Genomic DNA, 21,502 nt, shown 5'->3' on the forward strand with positions numbered 1-21,502 from the left:
TTCTAACCGCCGTTCGCCAGCAGCGCGTAGCGGTCGCAATCCTGCGTGTGGTCCATGACCATGCCCGAGGCCTGCATCAACGCATAGCAAATGGTCGGGCCGACGAAAGTGAAGCCGGCCTTTTTCAGGCCTTTGCTCATTTCGATCGCCTCGGGCGTGATGGCCGGGACTTCGGTGCGATCCTTGAAATGATTGATCTTCGGCACACCGCCGACAAACGACCAAAGAAACGTCACCGGATCTTCCAGCGCCAGCCAGGCCTGGGCATTGCGCCGGGCCGCATTGAGTTTGAGGCGATTGCGGATGATGCCGGGGTCGAGCATCAATTCATCGATTTCGGCGTCGCTCATCTGCGCCACGCGCTGCACGTCGAAACCGTACATCACCTGGCGATAATGCTCGCGTTTGCGCAACACGGTGATCCAGGAAAGCCCGGCCTGGAACCCTTCGAGCAAAAGCAACTCGAACAAACCCTGCGCATCGCGTAGCGGAGTGCCCCACTCCTGATCGTGATAAGCCATGTACAGCGGATCTTCGGAACACCAAAAGCAGCGTGGCATAAGGCTCCAGGGGGCGTGCGCAGCAATGAATCGGGTATACTCCCGCTCTTTAAATCGCAGCCCAAGAAACAGGTGAATTTCGTGAGCCAGCCTACGCCAGCCGTGCGTACCTTCCAAGACTTGATCCTCGCCCTCCAGCAATACTGGGCCGAGCAAGGTTGTGTGGTACTTCAGCCCTACGATATGGAAGTAGGCGCCGGCACTTTCCACACTGCTACATTCCTGCGCGCCATTGGCCCGGAAACCTGGAACGCCGCCTACGTGCAGCCAAGCCGTCGTCCAACTGACGGCCGCTACGGCGAAAACCCGAACCGCCTGCAGCATTACTACCAGTTCCAGGTAGTGCTCAAGCCGAACCCGGACAACTTCCAGGAACTGTACCTGGGCTCCCTCAAGCACGTTGGTCTGGACCCGCTGGTCCACGACATCCGCTTCGTCGAAGACAACTGGGAATCGCCGACCCTCGGCGCCTGGGGTCTGGGCTGGGAAGTCTGGCTCAACGGCATGGAAGTGACGCAGTTCACTTACTTCCAGCAAGCGGGCGGCATCGAGTGCTACCCGGTGACCGGCGAGATCACCTACGGTCTTGAGCGTCTGGCCATGTACCTGCAAGGCGTGGACTCGGTCTACGACCTGGTCTGGGCTGACGGTCCGTTCGGCAAAGTGACCTACGGCGACGTGTTCCACCAGAACGAAGTGGAGCAGTCGACCTACAACTTCGAACACGCCAACGTCGAGAAGCTGTTCGAGCTGTTCGATTTCTACGAAAGCGAAGCCAAGCGCCTGATCGAACTCGACCAGCCGCTGCCGTTGCCGAGCTACGAAATGGTGTTGAAGGCGTCCCATACCTTCAACCTGCTGGATGCACGCCGGGCGATCTCGGTGACCGCGCGTCAGCAATACATTCTGCGTGTGCGCACCCTGGCGCGTTCCGTTGCGCAAGCCTACCTGCTGGCTCGCGCCAAGCTGGGCTTCCCGATGGCGACCCCGGACCTGCGTGACGAAGTACTGGCCAAGCTGGAGGCTGCACAATGAGTGCTCTGGATTTTCTGGTTGAACTGGGCACTGAAGAACTGCCACCCAAGGCCCTGAACACCCTGGCCGAGGCGTTCCTTGCCGGTATCGACAAGGGCCTGCAAGCCGCCGGCCTGAACTACGAGACCAAAACCGTTTATGCCGCGCCGCGCCGTCTGGCGGTGCTGATCACCTCGCTGGCGACCCAGCAGCCGGATCGCAGCATCAACCTCGATGGCCCGCCACGTCAGGCCGCTTTCGATGCCGAAGGCAACCCGACCCAAGCGGCACTGGGTTTTGCCAAGAAGTGCGGCGTCGACCTGAGCGAAATCGATCAGAGCGGCCCGAAACTGCGCTACAGCCAGAGCATCGCCGGCAAGCCGACCGCGAGCCTGTTGCCGACCATCGTCGAAGATTCCCTGAACGACCTGCCGATTCCCAAGCGCATGCGCTGGGGCGCACGCAAGGAAGAGTTCGTTCGCCCGACCCAATGGCTGGTAATGCTGCTCGGTGACCAGGTCATCGACTGCACCATCCTCGCCCAGAAGTCCGGCCGCGATTCCCGTGGTCACCGCTTCCATCACCCGGAAAGCGTGCGTATCAGTTCGCCGTCCAGCTACCTGGCCGACCTGCGTGCCGCTTATGTGTTGGCCGATGCCAACGAGCGTCGCGAGATCATCAGCAAGCGCACCGAAGAACTGGCGACCCGTCAGGAAGGCACCGCGATCGTGCCACCAGATCTGCTCGACGAAGTGACCGCGCTGGTCGAGTGGCCAGTGCCGCTGGTGTGCTCGTTCGAGGAACGCTTCCTTGACGTGCCACAAGAAGCGCTGATCACCACCATGCAGGACAACCAGAAGTACTTCTGCCTGCTGGATGCCGACGGCAAGTTGCTGCCACGTTTCATTACCGTGGCCAACATCGAAAGCAAAGACCCACAGCAGATCATCGCCGGTAACGAGAAGGTGGTTCGCCCACGCCTGACCGACGCCGAGTTCTTCTTCAAGCAAGACAAGAAGCAGAAACTCGAAGACTTCAACCAGCGCCTGCAAAACGTGGTGTTCCAGGAAAAACTCGGCAGCGTCTATGACAAGGCTGAACGTGTTTCCAAACTGGCCGCGTTCATTGCACAGCGCATCGGCGGCAACGCTGCATGGGCTGCTCGTGCAGGCTTGTTGTCCAAGTGCGACCTGTCGACCGAGATGGTCGGCGAGTTCCCGGAGATGCAAGGCGTCGCCGGTTACTACTACGCCCTCAACGACGGCGAGCCGGAAGATGTTGCACTGGCACTGAACGAGCAATACATGCCGCGCGGTGCCGGCGCTGAACTGCCGTCCACCCTGACCGGTGCGGCCGTGGCCATCGCCGACAAGCTCGACACGCTGGTCGGCATTTTCGGCATCGGCATGTTGCCGACCGGCAGCAAAGACCCGTACGCACTGCGCCGTGCTGCGCTGGGTGTGCTGCGTATCCTGATCGAGAAACAACTTGATCTGGACCTGAACGACGCCGTGGCTTTCGCCGTGAATGCGTTCGGCGCCAAGGTCAAGGCCACCGGCCTGAACGATGCGGTGCTGGAATTCATCTTCGACCGTCTGCGTGCCCGTTATGAAGACGAAGGCGTCGATGTCGCGACTTACCTGTCGGTACGTGCCCTGAAGCCGGGTTCAGCTTTGGACTTCGACCAGCGCGTACAAGCGGTACAAGCCTTCCGCAAATTGCCGGAAGCCGCGGCCCTGGCAGCGGTGAACAAGCGCGTATCGAACTTGCTGAGCAAGGTTGAAGGCTCCGTTCCGACCGTCGTCGAAGCCAAGTACTTCGACAATGCCAACGAGTTCTCCCTGTACTCGGCGATCCAGCAAGCCGACCAGGCTGTTCAGCCAATGGCTGCTGCCCGTCAGTACAGCGAGTCGCTGGCACGCCTGGCTGCCTTGCGCGAGCCGGTGGATGCGTTCTTTGAAGCGGTGATGGTCAACGCGGATGACGCCAATGTGCGCGCCAACCGTTATGCACTGCTGGCGCGTCTGCGTGGCTTGTTCCTCGGCGTCGCCGATATTTCGTTGCTGGGGTAAGACTGTTTGAAACTGCTGATACTCGATCGGGACGGGGTGATCAACTTTGACTCCGACGCTTACATCAAGTCGGTGGAGGAGTGGATTCCACTTCCAGGTTCGATCGAAGCCATCGCGCAGTTGAGCAAGGCCGGCTGGACGGTAGCGGTCGCTACCAACCAGTCCGGCATCGCTCGCGGCTATTACGACATCGCCACCCTGGACGCCATGCACGAGCGCTTGCGCTCGCTGGTGGCGGAGCAGGGCGGCGAAGTCGGGCTGATCGTCTACTGCCCCCATGGGCCGGACGAGGGTTGTGATTGCCGCAAGCCAAAACCCGGGATGCTGAAAAGCATCGCCGCTCATTACAACGTATCGCTGACCAGTCTCTGGTTCGTCGGCGATAGTCTCGGTGACCTGGAAGCCGCCAAAGCCGTCGATTCACAGCCAGTTTTGGTAAAGACCGGGAAAGGCGAAAAGACTTTGGGCAAGACCCTTCCGGCTGGCACATTGATTTTTGACGATCTGGCGGCGATTGCCGCAGAACTTATCCACAATTAGAGTGCTTCTGATATTTCCTGATAAAGGATTGGTCAGGAGTGCGCTTTATACAGGCGGGTGTTGCCCGCAACGGTAAACGTCACCATGTCGATATTGCAGGCCATCAGAACCTTTCTCTTTTACCTGCTGCTGGGCACCAGCTCCTTGCTGTGGTGCAGCCTGAGTTTTTTTATCGCGCCCTTTTTGCCGTTCAAGGCGCGTTATCGCTTCATCAACGTTTACTGGTGCCGATGCGCCTTGTGGTTGAGCAAGGTGTTCCTGGGTATCCGCTACGAAGTGAAGGGCGAGCACAACGTGCCGGCTCGTCCCTGCGTGATCCAGTCGAACCATCAAAGCACCTGGGAGACGTTTTTCCTCTCCGCCTATTTCTCACCGCTGAGCCAGGTGCTCAAGCGTGAATTGCTCTACGTTCCGTTCTTTGGTTGGGCCATGGCCATGCTGCGGCCGATCGCCATCGACCGTGACAACCCGAAAGCCGCTCTCAAGCACGTAGCGAAGAAGGGCGACGAGCTGCTCAAGGACAACGTTTGGGTGCTGATCTTCCCCGAAGGCACACGCGTTCCCTACGGCACCATCGGCAAATTCTCCCGGGGCGGCACCGCATTAGCGGTCAATGCCGATCTGCCGGTGCTACCGATTGCACACAATGCCGGCAAGTTCTGGCCGAAAACCGGTTGGAAGAAGAACCAAGGTGTCATCACCGTGATCATCGGCGAACCAATGTATGCCGAAGGCAGCGGCCCTCGAGCCATCGCCGATTTGAATGATCGGGTCCAGGCCTGGAACGAACAAATGCAACGGGAAATGGGCTCTCTCCCACCGGCTCCGCAAGCCCCGGTTGCCAACGACCAAGTGGTTGTCTGAGGTTCTGTGGATAACCTGTGTACCGTTTGTGAGAAAAGCGCTGCAATTTGTAGTTATGATATTGATTTATATACATATTTCTTAAACAGATAAATTTCCGAAAAACGTGCATAAGTTTTTTTCGGGTGTAAAAAAACCGGCTGATATAGCCGGTTTTTTTATACCTGCGATTTGGGCGAATCACTCTTCGAATAGTGGGAACCGAAGCTTGAAACAAGTACCTTCACCCACCACGCTGCAGCATTCGATCTGCCCACCGTGACGATCCATTACAGCCTTAACCATGGACAGTCCCAAGCCCACTCCATCAATGCCTTGAGCGGAGGAAAAGCGTCGGTACTGGCTGAACAACTCGGGTAGTTCATTGGGGGCGATGCCCTTACCCTGATCGATCAGTTCACAGCACAGCCAGCCTTCGCTGCAGTTGACCGTTAAACTGACACGGGTGCCGCAGGCGCTGTACTTGATGGCGTTTTCCAGCAGATTGAACAACGCTCGGGTCAGTAAGGCCTGATCCGCCATGATCAAACTTTCCTGCGCCTCTTCATCTATTTGCTGGACCAGTTCGATCCGCTTCTGCTGGGCAATGGGCAACGCCTGGTCGAAGACATCCAGCACCATCATCGCAAACAGGCTCGGTTGAAACTCATACGCTTCGGATTCGGCCTTCGCCAGTTGCACGAAGCCGTCGGTAAGATCCAGTGCCCGGCGCACTTGAAGCTCGATCTGATCAAACAACTGCAAGTCACCCCCGACCTGGTGGCGATGCACATCCAGCAGGGCGAGAATCGCCGAATGGGGTGCCCGCAGGTCGTGTGACAGGAAGCGCAACAACACACCGCGTTGTTCTTCAGCGTCGCGTTCGACGCTAAGGTCAGTCAGATTCAACAACCAACCCACTGGCGTTTCCCCGTCTACCGGCAGCAACGGCGCGCGCTCTAGACGCAAACTGCGATCATTGAAGTCGCGGAACTCCAGCAGCGATAGTTCGGATAAAAGAGCCGGTGCCCCTTGAAGCAATTCCGGATAGCCCAATCGTGCCAGTTGCTCAAGAACGTCCCCGCCCACCAAATCACTACTGAACAGTTCGCGCGCCTTGCCGTTGCCCAATAGAATCCGGCCCATCGGGTCACTGATCAAGGTGGCCACCGGGAGGTATTCCAAGCTGTCCGCAATAAAGCGATGGGTGTCGCGAGCGCGGCTCATGGCTTGCTCCAGCGCCATGATCTGTCCCTGTAAGCGATCGCCGGTGGGGAACGGCGTGCGCCGACGTTCAGGGAATATTTTCGGTTCAACGTCCAGGCGCGCCAATTCCCATCCGAAGTAGGTCAATACCACACTGAGACGCCGCCAATTCCAGATCAGGTAGGCCAACAGCATCCCCAACACGCTCGGAATCGGTGACCACCAAGGTTGCAATTCTGCCAGACCGAAATCGACTAGCAACGCACAAGCCATGCCCCCTAGGGTCATCCACAGCTTCATACGCGGCAACCACAGCAGCAGCCCCAATACGCACATCACCAGCACAACCGAGAGTGCGACCCCCAACGTCGGAGTGCCATCGTGCAAGTTAACTTGCGCGCGGTAGGAGAGCAGTGCAGTCAACGGTAATAGCAGAAGACTTATCCACATCCATTCGCGCAGCAATTGCTTGAAGAGCCGCTGCACCTGCGTCGGTTTACGGCTTCCCCGCCGGCGATCATTCATTATTGGTATCACTGACGTAGCAGGAAAATTCGTCCATGGTTCACCGGTTCGAATGAATGATCGAAATCATAGCGGACGCCGACCAACGGCGGGCTGCTTTTACTTTCGTTATCCGAGTAGCTATTGTCTGTTCACAACGGACCGCCCCAGAGCCAAGGAATTACCGCACATGCGTGTCGCGATACTGGACGATGAACCGGCTGAACTGCGCCGGGTTGAACAGACCCTTCATCAGATGGCCGAACCGGGGGATGATGCCTGGTCCTTGCACAGTTTCGAGAGGGGAGAAGACCTGTTGCGCCAGCTGCGCCGGGAAACGTTCGATCTGCTTATCCTCGACTGGCAATTGCCTGATCTGAGCGGTCTCGAACTGCTGCGCTGGACCCGCGAACACATGGAAGTGCCGCCAGCGGCCATCATGCTCACCAGTCGCGATACCGAGAGTGACATCGTCCAGGCCTTGAATGCCGGTGCCGATGACTATGTCAGCAAACCTTTCCGACCCAATGAACTAAAAGCACGTGTCGCGGCGGTACTGCGTCGGCACAGTCAGCAACGCAACGCAGCGGTCGACGTGCTGAGTTTCAACGACCTGGTATTCGATGATGGCGAGTTGACCGTCAAGCGAGGCGGCAGCCCCATTGTCATGACGGAACGGGAGTATCGATTGGCGCGCTGCCTGTTTACCAATCTCGGACGGCCGTTGTCCCGGGAATACCTCTATCAACGATTCTGGACGCACGAAGAAATGGATTCTTCGCGACCGCTGGACACGCACATTTATCGCCTGCGCAACAAACTTGGGCTGACCGCCGACCGTGGTTGGCAGCTGCTGACGATTTATGGGTATGGGTATCGGTTGGAGAGTGTGTCCAGCGCATAAAAAAAGGCCAACGCATGAGCGTTGGCCTTTTTTCGTTTGGCGGGCTTACCGGATCAGAAGTCCAGGTTGGAAACCGCCAATGCGTTGCTTTCGATGAAGTCACGACGAGGTTCGACCGCATCACCCATCAGGGTGTTGAAGATCTGGTCCGCGCCAATGGCGTCTTCGATGGTTACTTTGAGCATGCGACGCGAGCCTGGGTCCATGGTGGTTTCCCACAGCTGATCCGGGTTCATCTCACCCAGACCTTTGTATCGCTGGATGGTGTGGCGCTTGGTGCTTTCGGCCATCAGCCACTCAAGGGCTTCCTTGAACTCGGTGACCTGTTTCTTGCGTTCGCCACGCTGGATGTACGCGCCGTCGTCCAGCAAGGTGCTCAGCTGAGCGCCCAGGGAAACCACGGTTTTGTAGTCGTTACTGCCGAAGAAGTCGCGGTTGAAGGTGACATAGTTCGACAGGCCGTGGGAAATCAGCTCGACCTCTGGCAGCCAGACGTTTCGTTCACGGTCTTCACGCAGGCTAGCCTTGTAGACCAGACCCGACTTCTCGACGGTGCGCAGGCGCACTTCGTACTGGGCCAGCCAATCCTGCATGGCTGCGTGATCAGATAGCTGCTCCAGGCTCACGGCTGGCAGGTAGATGAAGTGCTCGGTCAGTTCCTGTGGGTACAGGCGCGACAGGCGCTTGAGGGTCTTCATCACCAGGCGGAAATCATTCACCAGGCGCTCGAGGGCTTCGCCGGAGATCCCCGGGGCTTCCTCGTTCAGGTGCAGGCTCGCATCTTCCAAGGCCGACTGCGTCATGTACTCTTCCATGGCGTCGTCGTCTTTGATGTATTGCTCTTGCTTGCCCTTCTTGACCTTATACAGCGGCGGTTGAGCGATGTAGATGTAGCCACGCTCGATCAGCTCCGGCAGCTGACGGAAGAAGAAGGTCAGCAGCAGGGTACGGATGTGAGAACCGTCGACGTCGGCATCGGTCATGATGATGATGTTGTGATAGCGCAACTTGTCGATGTTGTACTCGTCGCGGCCGATGCCGCAACCCAGCGCAGTGATCAAGGTGCCTACTTCCTGGGAAGAGATCATCTTGTCGAAGCGTGCTTTCTCGACGTTCAGGATTTTACCCTTGAGGGGCAGAATGGCCTGGGTCTTGCGGTTACGTCCCTGCTTGGCGGAGCCGCCAGCAGAGTCACCTTCCACGAGATACAGTTCGGAAAGAGCAGGGTCCTTTTCCTGGCAGTCAGCCAGTTTGCCCGGCAGGCCAGCGATGTCCAGCGCGCCTTTACGGCGAGTCATCTCGCGGGCCTTGCGCGCTGCTTCACGGGCACGGGCCGCGTCGATCATCTTGCCGACAACCAGTTTGGCTTCGTTCGGGTTCTCCAGCAGGAAGTCGGAGAAGTACTTGCCCATTTCCTGTTCGACCGCGGTCTTCACTTCGGAAGAAACCAGCTTGTCTTTGGTTTGGGAGCTGAACTTCGGATCCGGCACCTTCACCGAAATAATCGCGGTCAGGCCTTCACGGGCATCGTCACCAGTGGTCGCGACTTTGTGCTTCTTCGCCAGACCTTCTGCTTCGATGTAGGTGTTCAGGTTTCGCGTCAGTGCAGATCGGAAACCCACCAGGTGAGTACCGCCATCGCGCTGTGGAATGTTGTTGGTGAAGCACAACAGGTTCTCGTTAAAGCTGTCGTTCCACTGCAGGGCGATTTCTACGCCGATGCCGTCTTCGCGCTGGATGTTGAAGTGGAACACCTGGTTGACCGGGGTCTTGTTGGTGTTCAGGTATTCAACGAACGCGCGCAGGCCGCCTTCATATTTGAACAGCTCTTCCTTACCGCTGCGCTCATCCTTGAGGACGATGCCGACACCGGAGTTGAGGAACGACAGCTCACGAATCCGCTTGGCCAGTATGTCCCAGCTGAAGTGGATGTTCTTGAAGGTTTCGCTGGAAGCCTTGAAGTGAATCTGGGTACCGGTGGTTTCGCTGTCGCCCACGATTTTCATCGGCTCTTGCGGAACACCGTGAACGTAGGTCTGTTCCCAAATCTTGCCGCTACGACGTACAGTCAGGACCAGTTGTTCGGACAGGGCGTTAACTACGGAAACACCTACACCGTGCAGGCCGCCGGAAACTTTATAGGAGTTGTCGTCGAACTTACCGCCGGCGTGCAGCACGGTCATGATGACCTCGGCTGCGGAGACACCTTCTTCTTTGTGCACGTCTACCGGGATACCACGACCGTTGTCGCGAACGGTGATGGATTCATCCGGGTGGATGATGATGCTGATGTCGTCGCAGTGGCCGGCGAGAGCTTCGTCGATCGAGTTATCGACCACTTCGAACACCATGTGGTGCAGGCCGCTACCATCGTCGGTGTCGCCAATGTACATACCGGGACGTTTGCGTACGGCATCCAGGCCTTTCAGCACTTTAATGCTCGTTGAGTCGTACGTATTTTCTTCGCTCAATGCCTTCACTCCCGATGGTCGTGGGTCTGGGTGATACGGCCCTGTTCCACGTGGAACAGAGCGACTGGCGTTTCCGTCTGCCAGCCTTCCCTCAATAATTCGTGATCTACACAGGTGATAAACACCTGGCAGCGTAAGTCTTCCAGCAAGCGGCAAAGCGCGCGGCGGTGCTGCTCGTCCAGTTCCGACGGCAAGTCATCCACCAGATAAATACACTGACCGCGACGGGCTTGGCTGACCAAGTGCCCTTGGGCAATCCTCAATGCACAGACCACCAACTTCTGCTGTCCGCGGGACAAGATGTCCGCGGCATTGTGTGCGCCCAATCTAAGACGCAAATCAGCCCGTTGTGGTCCGGCCTGGGTGTGACCCATTTGCTGATCCCGCTGCAGGGCCCCGGCGAGCACAGCGCTCAGCTCACGGTCTTTGTCCCAACCTCGGTAATAGCTGAGCGTTAAGCCCTCGAGCTCAACCAGTTCGCTCAAGGTCTGTTCAAAGACTGGTTTCAAAGCCTTTATGTAAGCGCGGCGGTATTCATCAATTTCGGCGCTGGCCTGGCACAGTTCCCTGTCCCAAACCGCTTGCGAAACGGCGTCAAGTGTACCATGCCGCAGCCAAGAGTTTCTCTGACGCAGGGCCTTCTGCAAGCGTTGCCAGGTGGACATGAATCGTGGTTCCACGTGGAACACGCCCCAATCGAGAAACTGCCGGCGAATCTTTGGTGCACCTTCCAGCAAGCGGAAGCTGTCAGGGTTGATCAACTGCAAGGGCAGGATCTCTGCCAACTGCGCGGCGCTGCGGGCGTTCTGCCCGTCAATGCGGATCTGGAACTCGCCCTGACGGTCCCGGGAGATACCCAGGGCGCTGTGTCCACCTTCGGCCAACTCGACCTGCCCGAATACCGTGCACGCCAATTGCTCGTATTGAATGACCGGTAGCAGACGGGTACTACGGAAGGAACGCGCAAGCCCCAGCAGGTGGATGGCTTCCAGAACACTGGTTTTGCCGCTGCCGTTAGCGCCGTAAAGAATGTTGATTCGGGGAGAGGGGGAGAAGGTCACCGGGTGCAGATTGCGCACCGCGGTGACCGAGACGCGACTTAAAGACATCTAGCTTCTGCTGAGCATGATTACAGACGCATCGGCATGACAACGTAGGCCGAATCGTCATTGTCGGACTCTTGTACGAGCGCACTGCTGTTCGAGTCGGACAGGATCAGACGAACCTGCTCGGTGGTCATCACGCCCAGTACGTCGAGCAAGTAGCTCACGTTGAAGCCGATTTCCAGAGAACCGCCGTTGTACTCAACGCCCACTTCTTCTTCCGCTTCTTCCTGCTCCGGGTTGTTTGCCTGGATTTTCAGTTGACCATTGGCCAACTGCAGACGGATGCCACGATACTTCTCGTTGGACAGAATCGCAGTACGGCTGAACGCTTCGCGCAAAGCCTGGCGATCGCCGAGTACCAATTTGTCGCCACCTTTAGGCAGAACACGCTCGTAATCCGGGAATTTGCCGTCCACCAGTTTCGAGGTGAAGGTGAACTCACCGGTGGTCGCACGAATGTGATGCTGACCCAGGACGATGCTAACTATACCGTCCGGTTCCGTCAGCAGACGCGCAAGCTCAAGAATGCCTTTACGCGGCACGATGACCTGATGGCGATCCGGCTGGCCGATATCTGCCTGCATCGAGCACATCGCCAGACGGTGACCGTCGGTGGCTACCGCGCGGATGATGCCTGCGGAAACTTCCAGCAACATACCGTTCAGGTAGTAACGCACGTCCTGCTGGGCCATGGCGAAACTGGTACGTTCGATCAGGCGACGCAGCTTGCTTTGCTCGAGGCTACAAGTCAGCGAGCCCGGGCCTTCTTCCACAGTCGGGAAATCGTTGGCCGGCAGCGTCGACAAGGTGAAACGGCTACGGCCAGCCTTGACCACCAGCTTCTGCTCGTCGACCTTGATGTCGATCAGCGCATCGTTCGGCAAGCTTTTGCAGATATCCATCAGCTTTCGCGCAGGCACGGTGATGGAACCTGGCTCGGCAGGCTCTTCGAGTTGAACACGACCGACCAGCTCGACTTCCAGGTCAGTACCGGTCAGCGACAGTTGCTGGCCTTCGACAACCAGCAGCACGTTGGAGAGCACCGGCAAGGTCTGGCGGCGCTCGACGACGCCTGCGACCAGTTGCAGGGGTTTCAACAGGGCTTCGCGTTGAATGGTGAAATGCATGGTCTAGTCCCTTGCCTTAATAAGCTGCGCTGGTGTTCATCAAGTGGTCAGTGTACGCAGCAGGTTCTTGTAGTCCTCGCGGATGTCCGCGTCGGATTCCTTAAGTTCATTGATCTTGCGGCAGGCGTGCAAAACAGTCGTATGGTCGCGCCCGCCAAACACGTCGCCGATTTCCGGCAGGCTGTGGTTGGTCAGTTCCTTGGACAACGCCATGGCGACCTGACGCGGACGAGCAACCGAACGCGAACGACGTTTGGATAACAGGTCGGAGATCTTGATCTTGTAGTACTCGGCGACCGTGCGCTGAATGTTATCCACAGAGACCAGTTTGTCTTGCAGCGCCAACAAATCTTTCAGGGACTCGCGAATCAGCTCGATGGTGATATCGCGGCCCATGAAGTGCGAGTGGGCAATCACGCGTTTGAGCGCGCCTTCCAGTTCACGAACGTTGGAGCGAATGCGCTGGGCAATGAAGAACGCCGCATCGTGGGGCAGTTCGACCTTGGCCTGATCGGCCTTTTTCATCAGGATCGCCACACGGGTTTCCAGCTCTGGCGGTTCGACAGCAACCGTCAGGCCCCAGCCGAAGCGGGATTTAAGGCGTTCTTCAAGGCCTTCGATTTCTTTTGGGTAGCGGTCACTCGTGAGAATGACCTGCTGTCCGCCTTCGAGCAGAGCGTTGAAGGTGTGGAAAAACTCTTCCTGGGAACGTTCCTTGCGAGCGAAGAACTGAATGTCGTCGATCAGCAAAGCGTCTACCGAACGGTAGAAACGTTTGAATTCGTTGATCGCGTTCAGCTGCAACGCCTTGACCATATCCGCTACGAAGCGCTCGGAATGCAGGTACACGACCTTGGCGTTCGGGTTCTTCTTTAACAGGTGGTTGCCCACGGCATGCATCAAGTGGGTTTTACCCAGGCCCACGCCACCATAAAGGAAGAGCGGGTTATAGCCATGCTTGGGGTTATCCGCCACTTGCCAGGCCGCAGCCCGGGCCAGTTGGTTGGACTTACCCTCGACGAAGTTTTCGAAGGTGAAGGTGCGGTTGAGATAGCTGGTGTGCTTGAGCGCGCCTTCAACCTGCACGGTGCGTTGCTCCGAGCGAACCGGAGCCTGCTGGGAGCTGGCGCCGGCCATTGGGTCGAAGCTGTCACGGGAAGGTTCTTCCTCGGTGACGTCGGCAACTTTCTGAGTGGCTCGCTTGGTCGATGTAGCCGATGGCGTTGGTGCTGGCGTGCTGGCCGGTGCCGAAGAAGCTTGGGCCTGATTGGCTGCCGCAGCGGCCAATGGAGCGTTCGGTGCGGCGCGCGGTGCCGAACTGCGTTTGCTGCCTATTAATAAGGAGAGCGCTGGCGCCATGCCATTGCCGTGCTCATCCAGCAGCTCAATCACGCGACCGAGGTATTTTTCGTTGACCCAGTCCAGAACAAAACGATTGGGTGCGTAAACACGCAACTCGTCGCCTTCGGCTTCGACCTGTAGTGGACGGATCCAAGTGTTGAATTGTTGGGCAGGCAGCTCATCGCGCAAAAGCTCCACGCACTGCTGCCAAAGTTCCACTGACACGGATATCCCCTAAGTTGAAAGCCGGTGAGGCAAAAACAAGCGGCCATTGTAGCGACCAGACGCTGACTTATCCACACGAAGGTTGCGCATCAACCGGGATGAATCAACGATTTATACGCAAAAAAGACGACCAATGGTCTGTGCATAAGCTCTGTGGATAACCGGGGCTGAGCTCATTGCACAACTGGGGGTGAAACTCGGTGGATAACCTGGCTGTGGATAACCGACCGTTTCACACACAGGTTATCCGACAGCACAGCACAGGCTGAACACGGTTTTCCACTGTAGTTGTCATTCTCTGTACATCAGGATAAATAAGGGCTGCTGGTAGTTATCCACAGACAACAGTGTCTCTAGCTTTTATAAGCTTTACAGAAAAGCTTTAAATACTCTCCTTCTTTATTTTTATGTTTAGCGACGGAGCTGCACGGCGCAAAACCGCTGGAGATCTATTTAGAAGGAAACGTTGGTTGGAAATTGACCTAGAGGCTTGCTTTCTCTAGAATCCCCGGTCTCTTAAAACGGGGGCCATTCCGGCCCGTTGTGGACGAACCAGGTAACACGACAATGAAACGTACTTTCCAACCAAGCACTATCAAACGCGCTCGTACCCACGGTTTCCGTGCTCGCATGGCTACCAAGAACGGTCGTGCCGTCCTGTCGCGTCGTCGCGCCAAAGGTCGTGCGCGTCTGGCAGTTTGATAATCCGGCACTGGAGGTGAGTCAGGACTTCAGTCGGGAAAAGCGTCTGCTTACCCCCCGGCATTTCAAGGCAGTCTTTGACTCCCCTACCGGCAAGGTTCCGGGGAAAAATCTCCTGCTCCTTGCGCGCAACAACGATCTTGATCACCCCCGTCTCGGGCTGGTTATCGGCAAAAAGAGCGTAAAGCTCTCCGTCGAGCGCAATCGCCTCAAACGTCTGATGCGCGAATCGTTTCGTCTGAACCAGGATTCTCTGGTCGGCTGGGACATTGTTATCGTCGCGCGCAAAGGTTTGGGCGACGTAGAAAACCCCGAATTGATTCAGCATTTCGGCAAACTCTGGAAGCGTCTGGCACGCAGCACGCCGGTACCAGCAGTCAAAACCGAAACTGTAGGGGTAGACAGTCCAGATGCGTAAACTGGCACTCGTTCCGATCCAGTTTTACCGCTATGCCATTAGTCCCCTGATGGCCAACCACTGTCGTTTCTACCCCAGTTGTTCCTGCTACGCGTTAGAAGCCATCGAAAATCATGGCCTTCTGCGCGGTGGCTGGCTGACCTTTCGTCGTTTAGGTCGCTGTCATCCGTGGAATCCCGGTGGTTATGACCCGGTTCCACCTATCCCTACCTCCCGTTCTTCTTCGATGGCCGAGTAATCATGGATATCAAACGCACGATCCTGATCGTCGCCCTGGCAATCGTGTCCTACGTTATGGTTCTTAAATGGAACCAGGACTATGGCCAGGCTGCCCTGCCGACTCAGAATGTTGCTTCCAGTACGACCGCACCGGGCCTTCCGGATACGGCAACTGGCAATAAAGCGTCCGTCAGTGACGACATTCCACACGCCGCAAACGATACCAGCGCACCTGCCGAAACTCCGGTAGCCGTGAGCACCGACCTCATCCAGATCAAAACGGATGTGCTCGATCTGTCCATCGACCCACAAGGTGGTGATGTCGCCCAGCTGAAATTGCCGCTGTATCCACGTCGCCAGGACCATCCGGAAATTCCATTCCAGTTGTTCGACAACGGCAACGAGCGCACTTATCTGGCTCAAAGTGGCCTGATCGGCAGCAACGGTCCGGACGCAAGTCCAGCCGGTCGTCCGGTTTACTCCTCGGAGAAGAAGGTTTATCAACTGGCTGACGGTCAGGACCAATTGGTCGTAGACCTGAAATTCAGTAAGGACGGCGTCAACTACATCAAGCGTTTCACCCTGAAACGCGGCCTGTACGACGTAACCGTTTCCTACCTGATCGACAACCAGAGTGCTCAGCCTTGGTCCGGTGCGATGTTCGCGCAACTGAAGCGTGACGCCAGTTCCGATCCTTCATCCAGCACCGCCACCGGCACGGCGACTTACCTGGGCGCTGCCCTGTGGACAAGTTCCGAGCCGTACAAGAAAGTGTCCATGAAGGACATGGACAAGGCGCAGCTGAAAGAAACCGTTACCGGTGGTTGGGTAGCCTGGCTGCAGCACTACTTTGTGACCGCGTGGATTCCGGCGAAGGGCGAAAACAACGTCGTCCAGACCCGTAAAGACAGCAAAGGCTACTACATCATTGGTTACACCGGCCCGTCTTTGACTGTTGCGCCAGGTGCCAAAGCTGAAACCAGTGCTGTTCTGTACGCCGGTCCGAAAAGCCAGGCTGTGCTGAAAGAGTTGTCCCCAGGTCTGGAGTTGACCGTTGACTACGGCATCCTGTGGTTCATCGCTCAACCGATCTTCTGGTTGCTGCAACATATCCACGCCATTGTGGGTAACTGGGGTTGGTCGATCATCTTCCTGACCATGCTGATCAAAGGGATCTTCTTCCCATTGTCGGCCGCCAGCTACAAATCCATGGCGCGCATGCGTGCAGTAGCTCCGAAACTGGCTGCACTGAAAGAGCAACATGGCGACGACCGGCAGAAAATGTCGCAAGCCATGATGGAGCTCTACAAGAAAGAGAAGATCAATCCGCTGGGTGGTTGCTTGCCAATCCTCGTGCAGATGCCGGTTTTCCTCTCGCTGTACTGGGTTCTGCTGGAAAGCGTCGAAATGCGCCAAGCGCCGTTCATGCTTTGGATTACTGACCTGTCGATCAAGGATCCGTTCTTCATTCTGCCGATCATCATGGGTGCAACCATGTTCATCCAGCAGCAGTTGAACCCGACTCCACCGGATCCGATGCAGGCCAAGGTGATGAAGCTGATGCCAATCATCTTCACCTTTTTCTTCCTGTGGTTCCCGGCTGGTCTGGTGCTGTACTGGGTAGTGAACAACTGCCTGTCGATCGCCCAACAGTGGTACATCACTCGTAAGATCGAAGCGGCTACTAAAGCGGCTGCCTGATTTACACTGTGGATAACCACTCAAAACGCCCCCTAGTGGGGCGTTTTGCTATCTGTCACTTTTGTCTGGATACCGGTTTATGAGCGCTCCTCGTGAAACCATTGCCGCTGTCGCCACCGCACAAGGTCGCGGCGGTGTTGGCATCGTCCGTATTTCGGGACCGTTGGCCAGCGTTGCGGCCAACGCCTTCAGTGGTCGAGAACTCAAGCCGCGATTTGCCCACTATGGTGAGTTTTTCGGTGAAAACGATGAGGTGCTGGACCAGGGCATCGCCCTGTATTTCCCCGGTCCTAACTCGTTTACTGGCGAGGACGTACTGGAACTGCAAGGTCATGGCGGACCGATTGTTCTGGATATGTTGCTCAAACGCTGCCTGGAACTGGGCTGCCGTCTGGCTCGGCCGGGAGAATTCAGCGAACGCGCTTTTCTCAATGACAAGCTCGACTTGGCTCAAGCCGAAGCAATTGCCGACTTGATCGAAGCCAGTTCGGCACAGGCCGCCAGAAATGCCCTTCGTTCCTTGCAAGGCGCATTTTCGACACGTGTGCATAACCTCACCGAGCAACTGATCGGCTTGCGTATCTATGTCGAGGCGGCGATCGACTTCCCTGAAGAGGAAATCGATTTCCTCGCCGATGGCCATGTGTTGAGCATGCTCGACAAAGTTCGCGTCGAGTTATCCACCGTCATCCACGAAGCCGGGCAGGGTGCTTTGCTGCGTGATGGCATGACCGTGGTCATCGCCGGTCGTCCGAATGCCGGTAAATCCAGCTTGCTCAACGCGTTAGCTGGTCGCGAAGCGGCCATCGTGACCGAGATTGCCGGTACCACCCGTGACGTTCTTCGTGAACATATTCACATCGACGGAATGCCCCTGCACGTCGTCGATACAGCGGGTCTGCGCGATACCGACGACCATGTGGAAAAGATTGGCGTCGAGCGGGCATTGAAAGCCATTGGCGAAGCCGATCGCGTGCTTCTGGTAGTTGATGCGACGGCACCCGAAGCGCTTGATCCCTTTGCTTTGTGGCCGGAATTCCTTGAAACCCGCCCTGATCCGGCAAAGGTCACACTGATCCGCAACAAGGCTGATCTGACAGGCGAAGCGATGGCCCTGGAAGTCAGTGACGATGGCCACGTCACCATCAGCCTGAGCGCCAAGTCTGCAGGTGTCGGTCTGGACCTGCTGCGCGAGCATCTCAAAGCCTGCATGGGTTATGAACAGACCTCGGAAAGCAGCTTCAGCGCCCGCAGGCGTCACCTTGAGGCGCTGCGTCATGCCAGTGCATCCCTTGAACACGGTCGCGCGCAGCTGACGCTGGCTGGTGCCGGCGAGTTACTCGCTGAAGATTTGCGCCAAGCTCAACAATCCCTGGGTGAAATCACCGGCGCATTCAGCTCCGATGATCTGTTGGGCCGGATCTTTTCCAGCTTCTGCATCGGTAAATAGCTTTCCCGCTGTCCACAGACAGGCCATTCGTGCCTGTCTGTCCTCTCCTTTTCCTGAAATATACCTCCAGTGCTGAGCCGATAGATTCTGCTTGAGCGGATTTTGCGTGCCGGGAATTCGTTCATCCGGCGCTTTTCTGTGAATTAAGCCCTGTGAATAACCGTGGCTAAGGGCAGTTGATAACAGGGCCTAAAAACTGAATATAACCGCCCTTGTGGATAACCATCACTTTAATCCACAGGCTTACATCGGTTATCCAAGGGCCTCATTGGCACATGACCACAGGGTTTTGAATCTCTGTACATATTGAATATAAAGGGCTGTATCAATCTATCCACAGAAAGTCGTGTCAGTAGAAATAAACATAAAAACAAAGATTTAATAAATTTCTTTCTTTTTAATTTCTATAACCCCGACTTCTCCACAGCTGGTTAAATTTTGTGCAAAGGGTTCTTTAGGAAGGGCGAAGTCCCTATACTTGCCGACCAGGTCCAAAAACCTGAGCTCAAACTATTCCTGAATTACCTACTTAAGCAGGCACGAGGTGCGTGGTGGATTTCCCTTCCCGTTTTGAAGTGATCGTCATCGGCGGCGGTCATGCCGGTACCGAGGCAGCACTGGCCTCAGCACGTATGGGGGTCAAAACCCTGTTGCTGACGCATAACGTGGAAACCCTCGGTGCCATGAGTTGCAATCCGGCCATTGGCGGGATCGGCAAAAGCCATCTGGTCAAGGAAATCGATGCCCTCGGCGGCGCGATGGCCATCGCCACCGACAAGGGTGGTATCCAATTTCGCGTGTTGAACAGCCGTAAAGGCCCGGCCGTGCGCGCAACCCGTGCTCAGGCAGACCGGATTCTGTACAAGGCTGCTGTCCGCGAAATCCTGGAAAACCAGCCGAACCTGTGGATATTTCAACAGGCCGCTGACGACCTGATCGTCGAGCAAGAACAAGTGCGCGGTGTCGTCACGCAGATGGGTCTGCGTTTCTTGGCTGATTCGGTGGTTTTGACCACTGGCACGTTCCTTGGTGGACTTATCCACATAGGTTTGCAGAACTTTTCCGGCGGGCGTGCTGGTGATCCGCCATCGATTGCTTTGGCTCATCGTCTGCGTGAATTGCCATTGCGAGTCGGTCGCTTGAAAACCGGAACACCGCCGCGAATCGACGCCCGGTCTGTGGATTTCTCGGTGATGACCGAGCAAGCCGGCGATACGCCAATCCCGGTAATGTCGTTCATGGGCTCCAAAGAGCAGCATCCGCGGCAAATCAGTTGCTGGATTACCCACACCAACGCCCGCACCCACGAAATCATTGCCGCGAACCTCGACCGTTCGCCAATGTATTCCGCAGCAGGTGAAATCGAAGGCATCGGCCCGCGCTACTGCCCGTCGATCGAAGACAAGATCCATCGTTTTGCCGACAAGGAAAGCCATCAGGTCTTTATCGAACCGGAAGGTTTGACGACGAATGAGCTTTATCCGAACGGGATATCCACATCCCTGCCGTTCGACGTGCAGTTGCAGATCGTGCAATCGATCCGTGGCATGGAAAACGCGCACATCGTGCGTCCGGGTTACGCCATCGAGTACGACTACTTCGATCCGAGGGACTTGAAGTACAGCCTGGAGACCAAAGTCATCGGCGGTCTGTTCTTCGCAGGGCAAATCAACGGCACCACCGGTTACGAAGAAGCCGGCGCCCAAGGTTTGCTGGCCGGGACCAACGCGGCACTGCGTGCACAGGGCAAAGATGCCTGGTGTCCGCGTCGCGATGAAGCGTACATCGGGGTGTTGGTCGACGACCTGATCACCCTCGGTACCCAAGAGCCGTACCGGATGTTTACATCTCGTGCCGAATACCGCCTTATCCTGCGCGAGGACAACGCTGACCTGCGCTTGACCGAAAAAGGTCGCGAACTGGGTCTGGTGGACGACGTGCGTTGGGCGGCTTTCTGCAAGAAACGCGAAAGTATTGAACTGGAAGAGCAACGACTGAAAGGAACCTGGGTTCGCCCCGGCACTGAGCAGGGCGATGCGATTTCGGAAAAATTCGGTACGCCGCTGACCCATGAATACAACTTGCTCAATCTCCTGAGCCGTCCGGAAATCGACTACGCTGGTCTGATCGCCGTGACTGGCGGCGGTGCAGAAGATCCACAGGTCGCCGAGCAGATCGAAATCAAGACCAAATACGCCGGCTACATCGATCGTCAACAGGATGAAATTGCTCGTCTGCGGGCCAGCGAAAATACAAAACTGCCTGTGGATATCGATTACACAAACATTTCCGGTCTCTCCAAAGAAATCCAGAGCAAGCTTGGTGCGACCCGTCCGGAAACCCTGGGCCAGGCGTCGCGGATCCCGGGTGTTACGCCGGCCGCCATTTCGCTGTTGATGATTCATTTGAAAAAACGCGGCGCGGGCCGTCAGTTGGAGCAAAGCGCTTGAGTTCGTTGGTCACCTCGCAACATGCAGAAGAGTTATCCACAGGCGCTCGCCAGCTCGGTGTCACTCTGACTGAAACCCAGCACTCACAGCTGCTGGGTTATCTGGCCCTGTTGATCAAATGGAACAAGGCCTACAACCTGACTGCCGTCCGTGATCCCGATGAAATGGTCTCTCGCCATTTGCTCGATAGTCTCAGCGTGATGTCGTTCGTCGAAAATGGTCGCTGGCTCGATGTGGGCAGCGGTGGCGGCATGCCGGGTATTCCTTTGGCCATCCTGTTTCCAGAGTCCCAAGTGACGTGCCTGGATAGCAATGGCAAGAAAACTCGCTTCCTGACTCAGGTCAAACTCGAACTCAAACTGGATAATCTGCAAGTTATCCACAGTCGCGTCGAAGCGTTCCAGCCTGCGCAGCCGTTCAACGGGATTATTTCCCGGGCGTTCAGCAGCATGGAGAACTTCAGCAACTGGACTCGCCATCTTGGCGACACCGATACACGTTGGCTGGCAATGAAGGGCGTTCATCCCGCCGATGAGCTGGTAGCATTGCCGGCAGACTTCCACCTCGATAGCGAACACGCCCTGGCCGTACCCGGTTGCCAAGGCCAACGCCATCTGCTGATACTGCGCCGCACGGCATGATTGGGAAC

18 protein-coding genes are annotated in these 21,502 nt (G+C 56.7%); 12 read left to right on the forward strand and 6 right to left on the reverse strand.

All coding sequences use genetic code 11. The features are described from left to right. Positions 1-2: 2 nt before the first annotated feature. Positions 3-560, reverse strand: a complete 558-nt coding sequence (locus tag ABVN21_RS23240) for a DNA-3-methyladenine glycosylase I (RefSeq protein WP_339552445.1) — start codon at positions 558-560, stop codon at positions 3-5. 81 nt (positions 561-641) lie between these two features. Here ABVN21_RS23240 and glyQ point away from each other — a divergent pair, with 81 nt between their 5' ends. From glyQ to ABVN21_RS23260, 4 genes are all read left to right on the forward strand, one after another. Then, positions 642-1,595 (forward strand): glycine--tRNA ligase subunit alpha, encoded by a 954-nt coding sequence (gene glyQ, locus ABVN21_RS23245; protein ID WP_003213601.1) that lies wholly within the window; start codon positions 642-644, stop codon positions 1,593-1,595. Then, positions 1,592-3,646: a glycine--tRNA ligase subunit beta gene (gene glyS, locus ABVN21_RS23250; RefSeq protein ID WP_339552446.1), complete on the forward strand. Its 2,055-nt coding sequence runs from the start codon at positions 1,592-1,594 to the stop codon at positions 3,644-3,646. Before glyQ ends, glyS begins: the two co-directional genes overlap by 4 nt. Before the next feature lie 6 nt (positions 3,647-3,652). After that, positions 3,653-4,186, forward strand: a complete 534-nt coding sequence (gene gmhB / locus ABVN21_RS23255; RefSeq protein WP_339552447.1) for a D-glycero-beta-D-manno-heptose 1,7-bisphosphate 7-phosphatase — start codon at positions 3,653-3,655, stop codon at positions 4,184-4,186. An 84-nt stretch (positions 4,187-4,270) separates the two neighbouring features. After that, positions 4,271-5,050, forward strand: coding sequence for a lysophospholipid acyltransferase family protein (locus ABVN21_RS23260; protein WP_339552448.1), 780 nt, complete (start codon positions 4,271-4,273; stop codon positions 5,048-5,050). Between the two features lie 180 nt (positions 5,051-5,230). Here the strand turns inward: ABVN21_RS23260 and ABVN21_RS23265 are convergent, their stop codons facing one another. Next, positions 5,231-6,760 carry an ATP-binding protein gene (locus tag ABVN21_RS23265; protein ID WP_339552449.1) on the reverse strand — a complete coding sequence of 510 codons (1,530 nt, stop codon included), beginning with the start codon at positions 6,758-6,760 and terminating at the stop codon, positions 5,231-5,233. 169 nt (positions 6,761-6,929) lie between these two features. Between ABVN21_RS23265 and ABVN21_RS23270 the strand changes: the two genes are divergently transcribed. Further along, positions 6,930-7,643 carry a response regulator transcription factor gene (locus ABVN21_RS23270; RefSeq protein ID WP_339552450.1) on the forward strand — a complete coding sequence of 238 codons (714 nt, stop codon included), beginning with the start codon at positions 6,930-6,932 and terminating at the stop codon, positions 7,641-7,643. A 53-nt stretch (positions 7,644-7,696) separates the two neighbouring features. Here the strand turns inward: ABVN21_RS23270 and gyrB are convergent, their stop codons facing one another. From gyrB to dnaA, 4 genes are read right to left on the reverse strand one after another with little or no spacing between them, the layout of a single operon-like run. After that, entirely contained in the window at positions 7,697-10,114 is a 2,418-nt protein-coding gene (gyrB, locus tag ABVN21_RS23275) for a DNA topoisomerase (ATP-hydrolyzing) subunit B (protein WP_034149505.1), read from the reverse strand. A gap of 5 nt (positions 10,115-10,119) precedes the next feature. Beyond that, complete coding sequence (gene recF, locus ABVN21_RS23280; protein ID WP_339552451.1) at positions 10,120-11,223, reverse strand: DNA replication/repair protein RecF; 1,104 nt, start codon at positions 11,221-11,223, stop codon at positions 10,120-10,122. Positions 11,224-11,243: 20 nt separating this feature from the next. After that, the gene (gene dnaN / locus ABVN21_RS23285; RefSeq protein ID WP_034149405.1) at positions 11,244-12,347 is read right to left on the reverse strand and encodes a DNA polymerase III subunit beta; all 1,104 of its coding nucleotides are present in this window, start codon (positions 12,345-12,347) and stop codon (positions 11,244-11,246) included. 39 nt (positions 12,348-12,386) lie between these two features. Then, complete coding sequence (gene dnaA, locus ABVN21_RS23290) at positions 12,387-13,913, reverse strand: chromosomal replication initiator protein DnaA (RefSeq protein WP_339552452.1); 1,527 nt, start codon at positions 13,911-13,913, stop codon at positions 12,387-12,389. A gap of 567 nt (positions 13,914-14,480) precedes the next feature. Between dnaA and rpmH the strand changes: the two genes are divergently transcribed. From rpmH to rsmG, 7 genes are all read left to right on the forward strand, one after another. Beyond that, positions 14,481-14,615 (forward strand): 50S ribosomal protein L34, encoded by a 135-nt coding sequence (gene rpmH / locus ABVN21_RS23295; protein ID WP_003213577.1) that lies wholly within the window; start codon positions 14,481-14,483, stop codon positions 14,613-14,615. A gap of 16 nt (positions 14,616-14,631) precedes the next feature. Next, entirely contained in the window at positions 14,632-15,033 is a 402-nt protein-coding gene (rnpA, locus tag ABVN21_RS23300) for a ribonuclease P protein component (RefSeq protein ID WP_028620331.1), read from the forward strand. Next, entirely contained in the window at positions 15,026-15,271 is a 246-nt protein-coding gene (gene yidD, locus ABVN21_RS23305) for a membrane protein insertion efficiency factor YidD (protein ID WP_003213574.1), read from the forward strand. Before rnpA ends, yidD begins: the two co-directional genes overlap by 8 nt. Positions 15,272-15,273: 2 nt before the next feature. Continuing rightward, entirely contained in the window at positions 15,274-16,953 is a 1,680-nt protein-coding gene (gene yidC, locus ABVN21_RS23310) for a membrane protein insertase YidC (protein ID WP_339552453.1), read from the forward strand. Positions 16,954-17,032: 79 nt separating this feature from the next. Continuing rightward, the gene (gene mnmE / locus ABVN21_RS23315) at positions 17,033-18,403 is read left to right on the forward strand and encodes a tRNA uridine-5-carboxymethylaminomethyl(34) synthesis GTPase MnmE (protein WP_339552454.1); all 1,371 of its coding nucleotides are present in this window, start codon (positions 17,033-17,035) and stop codon (positions 18,401-18,403) included. Between the two features lie 551 nt (positions 18,404-18,954). Further along, complete coding sequence (mnmG, locus tag ABVN21_RS23320; RefSeq protein ID WP_339552455.1) at positions 18,955-20,853, forward strand: tRNA uridine-5-carboxymethylaminomethyl(34) synthesis enzyme MnmG; 1,899 nt, start codon at positions 18,955-18,957, stop codon at positions 20,851-20,853. Further along, complete coding sequence (gene rsmG / locus ABVN21_RS23325; protein WP_339552456.1) at positions 20,850-21,494, forward strand: 16S rRNA (guanine(527)-N(7))-methyltransferase RsmG; 645 nt, start codon at positions 20,850-20,852, stop codon at positions 21,492-21,494. Before mnmG ends, rsmG begins: the two co-directional genes overlap by 4 nt. Positions 21,495-21,502 lie beyond the last annotated feature (8 nt).

This window comes from Pseudomonas sp. MYb327, from assembly GCF_040438925.1.
GTDB lineage: Bacteria > Pseudomonadota > Gammaproteobacteria > Pseudomonadales > Pseudomonadaceae > Aquipseudomonas.